Below are 11,456 nucleotides of genomic sequence, written 5' to 3' on the forward strand. Positions count from 1 at the left end.
CTGACCGCCAAGGGCACTGCAATAAGACTCAGTAGCGGTAGTGGTCGGGCTTGTAGGGGCCCTCCACGTGGACGCCGATGTAGGCGGCCTGCTCCTTGGTGAGGGTGGTCAGCTTGACGCCGAGGGCGTCGAGGTGCAGGCGGGCGACCTTCTCGTCCAGGTGCTTCGGCAGCACGTACACGCCGACCGGGTACTCGTCGGTCTTGGTGAACAGCTCGATCTGCGCGATGACCTGGTTGGTGAACGAGTTGGACATGACGAACGACGGGTGGCCGGTGGCGCAGCCGAGGTTCATCAGGCGGCCCTCGGCCAGCACGATGATCGAGTGGCCGTCCGGGAACCGCCACTCGTGCACCTGCGGCTTGATCTCGATCTTCTCGATGCCGTCGATCTTGGCGAGGCCGGCCATGTCGATCTCGTTGTCGAAGTGGCCGATGTTGGAGACGATCGCCTGGTGCTTCATCCGGCTCATCTGCGCGGCCGAGATGATGTTGAAGTTGCCGGTCGTCGTGACGAAGATGTCGGCGATCTCGACGACGTCCTCCAGGGTGGTGACCTGGAAGCCGTCCATCGCGGCCTGGAGGGCGCAGATGGGGTCGATCTCGGTGACGATGACGCGGGCGCCCTGGCCCTTCAGCGCCTCGGCGCAGCCCTTGCCGACGTCGCCGTAGCCGCAGACGACGGCGACCTTGCCGCCGATCAGCACGTCGGTGGCGCGGTTGAGGCCGTCGATGACCGAGTGCCGGCAGCCGTACTTGTTGTCGAACTTCGACTTGGTGACCGAGTCGTTGACGTTGATCGCCGGGAAGGCGAGGGTGCCGGCCTTCGCCATCTCGTACAGGCGGTGGACGCCGGTGGTGGTCTCCTCGGTGACGCCCTTGATGGCGGCGGCGGTCTCGGTCCAGCGGCCCGGCTTAGCGGCGATGGTGCGGCGGAGGGTCTCGAGGATGATCCCCCACTCCTCCGGGTCGTCCTCGGTCGCCTGCGGGACGGCGCCGGCCTTCTCGTACTCGGCGCCCTTGTGGACGAGCAGGGTCGCGTCGCCGCCGTCGTCCAGGATCATGTTCGGGCCGGTGCCGTCCGGCCACTGCAGGGCCTGGTCGGTGCACCACCAGTACTCTTCGAGCGTCTCGCCCTTCCAGGCGAACACCGGGACGCCCTTGGGGTCCTCGGGGGTGCCGTCCTTGCCGACGACGATCGCGGCGGCGGCGTGGTCCTGGGTGGAGAAGATGTTGCAGGACACCCAGCGGACGTCGGCGCCGAGCTCGACGAGCGTCTCGATCAGCACGGCGGTCTGGATCGTCATGTGCAGCGAGCCCATGATCTTGGCGCCGCGCAGCGGCTTGGCGGCGGAGTACTCCTCGCGCACCGCCATCAGGCCGGGCATCTCGTGCTCGGCGAGCCGGATCTCCCGGCGCCCGAAGTCCGCCAGCGACAGGTCGGCGACCTTGTAGTCCATGCTTTCGTTGCTCCTTGTCTGCTTTGTGGCAGCAGGTTTGTGGCAGCAGGGTCTGCTTGCTTGCAGCAGGTCCGCTCGCGCGCAGCAGGTCCGCTTTTGCCCGCGGGGCGCGTCGTTCGTCCGCGAGAGCCGGCCCCCGCGGGCCGGCCGACTCAGCGAGTCTACGGGCGGGGGCGTGCCGGAGGCACGGTCAGGGAGGCATTTCTGACACGGATTTGTCAGAATCGACGGATGCGCATCACGGAGGCCGCCCGGCGGCTCGGTACCTCGCCCCGCATGCTCCGCTACCGGGAGACGCTCGGGCTGCTGCCCGCGACCCGCGACCCCGCGCCGGCCCCCGGCGGGACCGGGCGGGGCGGCGGCCACCGGCGGTTCGGCGACGCCGAGCTGCGCGCCGTCGCGCTCGCGCTCGCGCTCGAGAAGCGCTACGACGTCGGCCCCGCCGAGCTGGCGTTCGGGCTGCGCGTGCTGGCCGAGCCGCAGGTGCAGGCGGGCGTCCGCGAGCTGGGCGAACGCATCGGACGGCTGTCCGCGCCGCCCACCCGGGCGCTGGACTTCGAGAAGGAGAAGGCGCTGCGGCTGCTGCGCCGCCGGTGACCGGCGCGCCGCGTTCCGTCGGCGCCACCCGCTACCATCCCCGCTGGACGGACGGAGGCGGCGCGTGAAGATCTCGCTGTACGGGGTGCTCGGCCTCGTGGCCGGGATCGGCATGCTCCTGCTCGGCCTGATGACCATGCCGGGAGACACGGTGAAGTGCGGCGGGCGCGTGATGTCGCGGGGCGACACGTGCACGACGATCCGCCACGGGCGCGCCACCAACCGGTCGTTCGACGAGCAGAAGTCCAAGGACGGGCGGCAGAGCGTCATCTTGATGATCCTCGGTCCGCTGCTGGCAGTCGGCTCCGGCGTGGTGTTCCTCGGCCCGTCCCTCAAGCGCCGCCGCGCCCCGGCCTATCAGCCGCCACCGCCGACCGCGCACCCGGCCAACCTGCCGCCCCCGCCCGGCCACACCTCTCCGCACCCGCCGCCGGGCCCCTACCCGCCCGCGTGACCGCCGCGATAGCGGCGCCCCGGCCGATCTGCGTTCAGCTCTGGTTCTCGCCCGGGACGACCACGCCGGATTCGTAGGCGAGCATGACGGCCTGGGCGCGGTCGCGCAGGCCGAGCTTGGTGAAGACCCTCGCCACGTGCGTCTTGACGGTGTGCTCGCTGACCACCAGGCGCGCGGCGATCTCGGCGTTGGACAGCCCGCCCGCGATCAGCACGAGCACCTCGTTCTCGCGGGCCGTCAGCGTGGCCAGCTCCGACGGCGCCTGCGGCCGGTTGCGGCGCTGCTTGGTGAACTCGCGGATGAGCCGCCCGGTGACCTGCGGCGCCAGCAGCGAGTCGCCGCGCGCGACGACCCGGACGGCCGACACCAGCTCGTCGGCGGTCGCGTCCTTGAGCAGGAAGCCGGACGCGCCGACCGCGAGCGCCTCGTAGACGTACTCGTCCACGTCGAAGGTCGTCAGCACCAGGACGCGGACGCCCTCCGAGCCGGGCTGCGCGAGGATGCGGCGGGTCGCCTCGATGCCGTCCATGCCGGGCATCCGGATGTCCATGACGACGACGTCGGGACGGCCCTGCCCGGCCAGCCGGACCGCCTCCCGGCCGTCGCCGGCCTCGCCGACGACGGTGATGTCGTCCTGCGCGGCGAGCAGCGCGGCGAACCCGGCGCGGACGATCGTCTGGTCGTCCGCCACCAGCACCCGGATCACCGCCGGGTCCCCGTTCCGCGGCGGGCGGGAGCGCGGTCAGCGGCGGCCGGGGGGCGCCTCGAAGCCGTGTCCACCGGTGGAATTCCCCTCCCTCGTCAGCGGCAGCTCGGCCTCCACCAGGAACCCGCCCTCGGTGGCCGGGCCGGCGGAGAACCGTCCGCCCAGCATGGTCGCACGTTCCCGCATGCCGACGAGACCGTGTCCGCCGCCCGGCCCGCCCGGCCCGCCCGGCCGCGGCGGCGCGCCTTCGATCCGGGTCGGCCCGGCGGGGTCCGCCGCGGGGTCCAGTACCGCGGTACGGGCGGAGGGGTCGTCGCGGTTCAGCACGCGGGTGCGCGCGGCGGGACCGTCGTCGCGGACGCGGACGGCGAGCCGGTCGGGCAGGAAGGTGAGGTCGACGTGCACCCCGGAGCCGGGAGCGTGCCGCCGCGCGTTCGTCAGGGCCTCCTGGACGATCCGGTACGCCGACAGCTCCACGGTCGTGGACAGCGCGCGCGGGTCGCCGTGCACGGCGAGGTCGACGGCGCCGCCGGCGCCGCGGTGCTGCTCGATCAGGTCGGGCAGCCGGTCCAGGCGGGGCTGCGGGGAGTTGGCGGCGTCCGGCTCGGGCTGGGCGTCGGCGCGCAGCACGCTGAGCAGCCGGCGCATCTCCACCAGCGCCTCGCGGGCCGTCCTGGCGATCTCGGTGTAGCCGACGCGGGCCTCGGGCGACAGGTCGTCCATCGTGTACGGGGCGGTCTCGGCCTGCACCGCGATCATCGAGACGGAGTGCGCGACGACGTCGTGCAGCTCGCGGGCGATCCGGGCGCGCTCCCGCATCACGGCCTGCTCGCGCTGGACGGCGGTGAGCCGGGTGAGGGTCTCGTTGGTGCGCTCCTCGGCCTCGGCCTCGGTGCGTCCGGCGGACTCGACGGCGCGGCGCGCGTCGCCGAGGCCGATGGCGGCCAGCACGGCGACGACCGCGGCCGGCCAGGGGACGTCGTCGAGCGTGCCCGTCGCGAGGTACACGACGGCGACGGTGGCGACGCTGCCGGCCGCCAATACGCCCGCCGACTGCCGCGGCAGCTGCCGGCCGAGCGCGTACAGGGTGTACAGCGCGGCGAAGGTGGTGGTGATCAGCAGCTGCTGGCCGGTGAGCAGCCCGGCCGCGAACGCGCCGAGGACCACGGCCGCGACGGGCCGCAGGTTCTCCCGGCGCCAGACGAGCGGGAGCGTCGAGGCGACCGCGAAGCCGCCGGCGAGGCTGAGCGGGGACCCGGTGCCCGGCGCCAGCTCGGCCAGCGCGGCGATCGTCAGCGCGAGGCCGGTCAGCGGCGCGAAGTACCAGGCCCCGGTGAACTCGGTCCAGGTGTTGATCCAGCGGGGCAGCGGCGCCGTCTCACCGGCGGCGCGCGGCGGCGCCCCCGGGACCGGGCGCGCGGCGCCGCCGTTCAGCCGGGCGCCGAGCCGGACGGCCAGGGGCCGCAGCAGCCGCCCGATACCGGTGAGGATCCACAGCAGCAGCTGCCCCACCCCCGCCACGATCCGGCCGGACAGCCGCCACGCCTGGTGGGCGAGGGCTGGGCCGAACCCCGCGGGATCGGGTCCGGACCGGGCCTTGTCATCGCTGGTCACCTCTCCATACTGACCGCTGGTCGGGCCCGACACCTCACCGTGCGGAGGTATGCGCACGGCCGGAATCCCCCTGGAGGACGACCCCCGTTCCCTCCTTGCGGGGGACGTGCGGGACCCGGTCGGAGACCTAGTGTCTTAACCGTGACCGGGACGGCGGCGCCGCCGACGTAGGGGGTTCGGCGGAGCCGCCGCGGTCACGCCAACCGCCCGGTTTCAGGGGTCCGGGCGGGGACGCACGGGAAGCACCTCGCCGGACGGCCGCGCCGCCCGCCTCCGCGGAGGCACTCGCCGGTCTCGCCTGGGCTGGGGTTCGGCCGGCATCCGGTGGCGGACGCCCGGCGAGGGATCCCGTGCGGACGCCCCCGACGGCCCGCGAAGGGCCGCCCGGGGGCCTCACACGTTCTCGCCGGCGGCCTTCCCGGCGGCCTTGGCGGCGTTCTTGCGGTCCGCCTCGTCGAGCGCGGGCTCCAGGTAGATCATCCCCGCCTCGGGGATCTCCGCGCGGACCTTGGCCTCGGCGGCGTCGATGCCCCGGGCCACCTCGGCGGCGGTGTCGTCGTGGTAGACGGCGATCTTCGCGGCGATCAGCAGCTCCTCCGGGCCGATGTACTCGGTGCGGAGGTGCATGACGTGGTCGACCTGCTCCACCGACTCCAGCGCGGCGATGATCCGCTTCTCCTGCTCGGCGTCGACGCCCTCGCCGATCAGCAGGCTCTTGGTCTCGATCGCCAGCACCGTGGCGACCAGGCCGAGCAGGATGCCGATGGCCACGGTGCCGATGCCGTCCCAGCGCCCGTTGCCGGTGGCGACCGCCATCGAGACGCCGAACAGCGCCAGGATCAGGCCGATCAGCGCCGCCGCGTCCTCCAGCAGGACGACGGGCAGCTCGGGCGCCTTCGCGCGGCGGATGAACGCCCACCACGAGTTGGCGCCGCGCAGCGTGTTCGACTCCTTGATCGCGGTGCGGAAGGAGAAGCCCTCCATCCCGATCGCGACGATCAGCACCGCGAACGCCCAGATCGGCGACTCGACGTCCTCCGGGTGGGAGATCTTGTGGTAGCCCTCGTAGAGCGAGAACGCCGATCCGACCGTGAACAGGACGACCGCGACGACGAACGCGTAGAAGTAGCGCTCGCGCCCGTAGCCGAACGGATGCTCGGGCGTGCGGTCGCGCTCGGAGCGCTTGCGGCCGAGCAGCAGCAGGCCCTGGTTCCCCGAGTCGGCGACCGAGTGGATCGACTCCGCCAGCATCGACGACGACCCCGTGAACGCGAACGCGACGAACTTCGACGCGGCGATTCCGAGGTTGGCGGCCAGGGCCGCGATGATGGCCTTCGTCCCACCCTCAGCACTCATCTAGGCAATCCTCGCTTTGAGCTCTTGAATGGCCCGCACGGGCGTCGGGTCGACGCCCAGTGTGATGGCCAAGTAAACCGTGACATAGTCCGCCAGCGCGATCATTGTCGCGATCCTCTCCAGCGGGTGGGCCCCCTCCGCGAGGATCTCGGTCACCGCGACGCCCCGGTCGCGGGCCATCTCCACCGACGCCGCGCGCCGCTTGGCCGTCTGCGGATGCTCCTCGGTGTCGCGCAGAACGACCAGGTGCAGCCCGTGCTCGGCGTCCTCAGTGCGGTCGCGGAAGAAGTCGTCCGGGTCCGCCGGCGAGCCGCCGCCCGCGAAGAAGCCGTCGAACGCCATCACCTGGTTGTGGTCGGCCTCCGGCAGCGCGCCGAAGACCCCCGGGTACTTGGCGTTCTCGTTGAGCTGGCAGCACATGCGGTAGGCGGCCGTCTCGGCGAGCTGCGACGTCCCCCACACCAGCGGCACGTCCCCGGCGAGGTCGAGGGCGATCCGCTTGGCCGGGTTCACGAACGGCTCGCTGTCCGGACGGCAGCGGTGCGCGACGTCCTCCAGCAGGACCGCCGTGGACTCCAGCACCTCGTCGGGGACGTCCGCCAGGCGCAGCGTGCGCGCCGCCACGAGCAGCGGGACCGTCAGCCCCCACAGCGTGGAGCGCGGCTGCCCCACCGACCGCACCGGGACGAACAGGCCGCGGTTGCGGGCGGCGAGCTCGGCCAGCGGCGAGCCGGCGCCACCGACGCACAGCAGCCGGCAGCCGCGCCGCGCCGCCTGCGCGGCGACCTCCAGGGTCTCCTCGGTGGAGCCGGAGCACGACACCGCGATCACCAGGTCGGCGGCGCCGACCCAGCCGGGCAGCCGGTACCCGCGCACCGTGACGACCGGGATCGGGCAGCCGGGGCCGCACACCGCCGCCAGCACGTCCCCGGAGATCCCGGAGCCGCCCATGCCGGTGACGACGATCGCGCGCGGCCGGCCGTCCTCGGCGAGCGCCCTGACGCCCGCCTCGGCCGCCGCGCGCCGCCCCTCCCTGATCTGCGCCGCCGACGAGGCGACCTGCCGCAGCATCCCGCCCGGGTCCGACGCCTCGACGTCCTGCGCGTCCTCCAGCCGGCCGGGGTCCAGCGTGCTCACGAAGCGGGCGCCCGGGCCTCGTCGACGAGGAGGACGGGGATGTCGTCGCGGACCGGGTAGGCGTAGCCGCAGGAGCCGGTGCACACCAGCTCGGCGGCCGCGTCGTCGGCGCGCAGCTCGCCGCCGCAGTTCGGGCAGGCCAGGATCTCCAGCAGCCAGGAGTCCAGCTTCATGGTCATAGCAGCGTCACTTCTCCCTCACGATGGCCAGGACCTCGTCGCGGATCGCCGCCATGGTCGCCTCGTCGCCGGCCTCCGCGTTGAGGCGCAGCAGCGGCTCGGTGTTGGACGGCCGGAGGTTGAACCACCAGCCGGCGGACTCGTCGCCGACGGTCAGGCCGTCCAGCTCGTCGATCGTAACGCCGGGGCGGCCCGCGAACGCCTCGCGCACCTTGCCGGCGGCGGCGTCCTGGTCGGCGACCTCGCTGTTGATCTCGCCGGACGCGGCGTAGCGGGTGTACTCGGCGAGCAGCTCCGACAGCGACCCGTCCTGCTCGCCGAGCGCGGCCAGGACGTGCAGGGCGGCGAGCATGCCGGAGTCGGCGAACCAGAAGTCGCGGAAGTAGAAGTGGGCGGAGTGCTCGCCGCCGAACACCGCGCCCGTCTCGGCCATCGTCTGCTTGATGAACGAGTGCCCGACGCGGGTCCGCACCGGGGTGCCGCCGTTCTCGGTGACGATCTCCGGGACGGCCTTGGACGTGATCAGGTTGTGCACGATCGGGGCACCGGGGTGCTTGGCCAGCTCCCGGGTCGCGACCAGCGCGGTGATCGCGGACGGGGCGACGATCTCGCCGCGCTCGTCCACCACGAAGCAGCGGTCGGCGTCGCCGTCGAAGGCCAGGCCGATGTCGGCGCCGGTCTCGCGGACCTTGGCCTGCAGGTCGCGCAGGTTCTCCGGCTCGATCGGGTTGGCCTCGTGGTTGGGGAAGGTGCCGTCCAGCTCGAAGTACAGCGAGACGAGGTCGATCGGCAGCCCCTCGAAGACGACCGGGACGGTGTGGCCGCCCATGCCGTTGCCGGCGTCGACGACGACCTTCAGCGGGCGGATCGAGGACAGGTCGACCAGCGTCTTGAGGTGGTCGGCGTAGCCGTGCAGGACGTCGCGCTGCGACACCGTGCCGGGCTCGCCGTCGTAGGCCGGGACGCCGTTCTCGATCATCTCGCGGATCTCGGTGAGCCCGGTGTCGCGGCCGACCGGCTTCGCGCCCGCCCGGCACAGCTTGATGCCGTTGTACTTGGCCGGGTTGTGGCTCGCGGTGAACATCGCGCCGGGGATGCCGAGGTCGCCGCTGGCGTAGTAGAGCATGTCGGTCGAGCCGAGGCCGGCCTCGACCACGTCCGCGCCCTGGGAGGTGGCGCCACGGGCGAACGCGGCGGCCAGCGGGACCGACGACTCGCGCATGTCGTGCGCGGTGACGACGGCTTCCGCCCCGGTCACCCGGACGAACGCGGCGCCGGCCGCCTCGGCGACGGCGGCGTCCAGCTCGTCGGGCACGACACCGCGGATGTCGTACGCCTTGAATATCTTGGCGAGGTCGCCCACTCCTGCTCCCCTGTACGCAAGTGATGACCGGTTTTGTGGCGGGCCACCGAGCCTACCGGGAAGCGCGGCGGCGGCCCGATCCGGTGCCGGTGCCCCGCGTGAGGGGGGTCACTCCTGCGGCTGGGTGCCCGCGGGTTCGGAGCGCAGCACCCGCAGGTGGCCGCGGCGGCCGACCTCGGTGCCCTGGCCGACCGGCTCCTGGCCGGGGCCGGGCGCGGGCCGGGCGGCCTCGCGGACGGCGTCGGCGAGGGCCTCCAGGTCGTCGGCGCTCGGCTCGGACTCCTCCTCGACGGGGAGCCGGACGAGCTCCCAGCCCATGGGAGCGGTCAGCCGCTCCGAATGCTCCGCGCACAGGTCGTAGCAGTGCGGCTCGGCGTACGTGGCGAGGGGCCCCAGGACAGCGGTCGAGTCGCGGTAGACGTACGTGAGCGTGAAGACTGCCGGCGCTTTGCAGGCGGTGCGGGAGCAGGTGCGGACGGGGCTCACGATGGCCGACCGTACCTCGCTCCCGCCGCCTCCGCCACCACCCGGGCGCACGTGTCGCCGTTACCGCCCGATTTCCGAGGTAACAACTACATACCGTATGGACTCGAACTCCGACCGTGCGGGACATGTCCGGGACGCCAGGGCTCCGTGCCGGGGGTGGAGGCGGGTGTTCCCGGTGCGGGGCCGGGATCCGCGTGCGGCGGGAGGTACCCTGGTGAGGTGCGATCCCGTGTGGCAGGCGTACGGCGCCGCGATCGGCACGGTCGCGGCCTCCGTGGCCCTCTGACGCCCCCGCAGGCGCCGATCTCGCGGACCCGCGCGGAGAGGTTCGACGACCTCGTCCAGGACGAGGTGCGGCGGCTCGGCGCGCGCTGGGGCCGGGAGCTGGCCCGGGTGGAGTTCGGTGTCGAGGAGGTGCCGGACGTCGAGCCGTGGTTCGACGGTCCCGTGCCGCTCGGCCGGACCGTCCCGGGCGAGAACGGCCGGCCCGTCCGGATCGTGGTGTTCCGGCGGCCCGTGGAGGCCCGCGCGTCCGGCGAGCAGGAGCTCGGCCGGCTGGTGCGCGACCTGCTGGTGGAGGAGGTCGCCGACCTGCTGGGCCTGTCTCCCGAGTCGGTCGACCCCAGCTACGACTCCCCCGACGACTAGCGCTCCGGCTAGGGCGTGAGGGCGGTGTGGCTGTCGTCGGTGGGCGGCAGCCTGACGGCGGTGGGCGCGGGCATCAGCGGCAGGACGGTGAACAGGTAGCCGTCGCCCTTGCCCTTGGCGATGGTCCGGGCCCCGTAGACCGGCGCCGAGCCGGGCTGGACGGTGACGACGGCGCCGTAGCCCTTGTCGTCGTCGCCGTCGCGGGGCGGGGGGAGCTTCGTCTCGACGGTGCGTCCGGCGGCGATCCGGACGTCCTGCGGGGAGCCGGCGCCCTGGCCGTCCATCGTCGTGATCCGGACGGTGGCGGCGCCGGCGGGCGCGGTGAGGACGACGGACGCGTCGTACCGGTCGTCGGCGATCACCGCGGAGGCGCCGGACGCGCCGCCGAGCGGATCGGTCGCGGTGCCGTAGGCGACGTCGGCGCCGCGCTCGGCGGAGAAGCCGCCGATGATCGGCTGGTCGGAGTCGAGCCGGACGGCGGCGGCCCGGCCCGACAGCACGCCGGCGAGGTCGATGGCGGTGACGCTCTGCGCGGGCGCGTCCACCTCGTCCTGGCCCTGCGGGGCGAACGCGCCGTCGGCGGTGACGGCCCGCACCTTGATCCGGGCGTCGTTCTCGCCGGGCACCGCGAGCAGCAGCCGGCGCTGGCCGTCGCCGCCGGGCACGCCCGGCACGACCAGGGACGTGGCGGGCTCGGGCGACAGCGGCAGCCACTCGACGCCCTTCTTCTTCCCGATCCGCACGCGGAGCGACGCGGCGACGCGTCCGGCGGTGGTGTGCACGTTGAGGGCGAGGTCGCGCGCGGTCTTGACGATGTCGCCGAGCCCCTCCGGCTGCCCGCCGATCTTGATGACGGTGGTGCCGTAGGGGGCGACGGGCGTGGCGCGCCCGTCGGTGGTGTCGAGCGGCCCCTCGCCGGACATCGCGGCGAGGTCGACGGACGCCGGCTGGGCGTCGACGTTGGTGAGGTAGAGGTCGAGGCCGTCGGCGGCGAGCGGCCCGGGGCCGAGGAACCACAGGTCGGTGCCGGGACGGGCGCAGCGGGCGTTGGCGAGGCCGCGGTCGTCGCCGTGGGGCCAGTAGGTGGTCTGCTCGGCCTCCAGCCCGGCGGCGAGGGCGCCGCTCGCGCGGACGGTGAACGCGTTCCCGGTCGTGTCCGTGTCCTTGGTCCAGCCCTGGCCCGGCGCGGTCATGGAGGCGATCGGGGAACCGCCGCGGGTGTCGGCCACGTCGAGGCGCCCGCCGGTCCGCTTCTGCGGCAGGGACTGGACGCTGACGCGGCCGCTCTCGTGGCCCGGGCAGACCATCACCGCGGCGTTGACCGGTTCGGTCCGGTCCTTCTCCTCGGCGTTGCCCGGCCGGGAGAAGGACGCGGCTCCATAGAGCGCGGCGAGGCCGACCAGGACGAGGGCGGCGATGGCGTAGCGCATGCCGAGGAGCTTCAGCACCTTCTCCAT

The 11,456-nt window shown here is 73.5% G+C and carries 12 protein-coding genes; 3 read left to right on the forward strand and 9 right to left on the reverse strand.

Annotated features, from left to right (window positions below; all coding sequences use genetic code 11):
• Window positions 1–28: 28 nt before the first annotated feature.
• A complete protein-coding gene (ahcY, locus tag QP089_RS10305) occupies window positions 29–1,459 on the reverse strand; it encodes an adenosylhomocysteinase (protein ID WP_285911256.1) in 1,431 nt (476 codons plus the stop codon).
• Between the two features lie 231 nt (window positions 1,460–1,690).
• On the opposite strand from ahcY, the gene QP089_RS10310 reads away from it, so the two are divergent.
• Window positions 1,691–2,056: a MerR family DNA-binding transcriptional regulator gene (locus QP089_RS10310; RefSeq protein ID WP_285911257.1), complete on the forward strand. Its 366-nt coding sequence runs from the start codon at window positions 1,691–1,693 to the stop codon at window positions 2,054–2,056.
• Between the two features lie 64 nt (window positions 2,057–2,120).
• Window positions 2,121–2,510, forward strand: coding sequence for a hypothetical protein (locus tag QP089_RS10315; RefSeq protein WP_285911258.1), 390 nt, complete (start codon window positions 2,121–2,123; stop codon window positions 2,508–2,510).
• Between the two features lie 34 nt (window positions 2,511–2,544).
• On the opposite strand, the gene QP089_RS10320 is transcribed toward QP089_RS10315, so the two are convergent.
• The 7 genes from QP089_RS10320 to QP089_RS10350 form a co-directional block, all read right to left on the reverse strand.
• Window positions 2,545–3,216: a response regulator gene (locus QP089_RS10320; RefSeq protein ID WP_285911259.1), complete on the reverse strand. Its 672-nt coding sequence runs from the start codon at window positions 3,214–3,216 to the stop codon at window positions 2,545–2,547.
• Window positions 3,217–3,252: 36 nt separating this feature from the next.
• On the reverse strand, window positions 3,253–4,830 hold the full coding sequence (locus QP089_RS10325; RefSeq protein ID WP_285911260.1) for a sensor histidine kinase: 1,578 nt from the start codon (window positions 4,828–4,830) through the stop codon (window positions 3,253–3,255).
• Between the two features lie 393 nt (window positions 4,831–5,223).
• A complete protein-coding gene (locus tag QP089_RS10330) occupies window positions 5,224–6,186 on the reverse strand; it encodes a cation diffusion facilitator family transporter (protein WP_285911261.1) in 963 nt (320 codons plus the stop codon).
• On the reverse strand, window positions 6,187–7,323 hold the full coding sequence (locus QP089_RS10335) for a bifunctional phosphoglucose/phosphomannose isomerase (RefSeq protein ID WP_285911262.1): 1,137 nt from the start codon (window positions 7,321–7,323) through the stop codon (window positions 6,187–6,189).
• Window positions 7,320–7,502, reverse strand: a complete 183-nt coding sequence (locus QP089_RS10340) for a Trm112 family protein (RefSeq protein ID WP_285911263.1) — start codon at window positions 7,500–7,502, stop codon at window positions 7,320–7,322. Before QP089_RS10340 ends, QP089_RS10335 begins: the two co-directional genes overlap by 4 nt.
• A gap of 7 nt (window positions 7,503–7,509) precedes the next feature.
• A complete protein-coding gene (locus QP089_RS10345) occupies window positions 7,510–8,865 on the reverse strand; it encodes a phosphomannomutase/phosphoglucomutase (protein WP_285911264.1) in 1,356 nt (451 codons plus the stop codon).
• A gap of 108 nt (window positions 8,866–8,973) precedes the next feature.
• Window positions 8,974–9,351, reverse strand: coding sequence for a DUF3499 domain-containing protein (locus QP089_RS10350; protein ID WP_214618398.1), 378 nt, complete (start codon window positions 9,349–9,351; stop codon window positions 8,974–8,976).
• 219 nt (window positions 9,352–9,570) lie between these two features.
• Between QP089_RS10350 and QP089_RS10355 the strand changes: the two genes are divergently transcribed.
• Entirely contained in the window at window positions 9,571–9,999 is a 429-nt protein-coding gene (locus tag QP089_RS10355; protein ID WP_285911265.1) for a metallopeptidase family protein, read from the forward strand.
• Window positions 10,000–10,007: 8 nt separating this feature from the next.
• Here the strand turns inward: QP089_RS10355 and QP089_RS10360 are convergent, their stop codons facing one another.
• Window positions 10,008–11,456 carry a DUF5719 family protein gene (locus QP089_RS10360; protein ID WP_285911266.1) on the reverse strand — a complete coding sequence of 483 codons (1,449 nt, stop codon included), beginning with the start codon at window positions 11,454–11,456 and terminating at the stop codon, window positions 10,008–10,010.

The organism is Actinomadura opuntiae, from assembly GCF_030283205.1.
Lineage (GTDB): Bacteria > Actinomycetota > Actinomycetes > Streptosporangiales > Streptosporangiaceae > Spirillospora.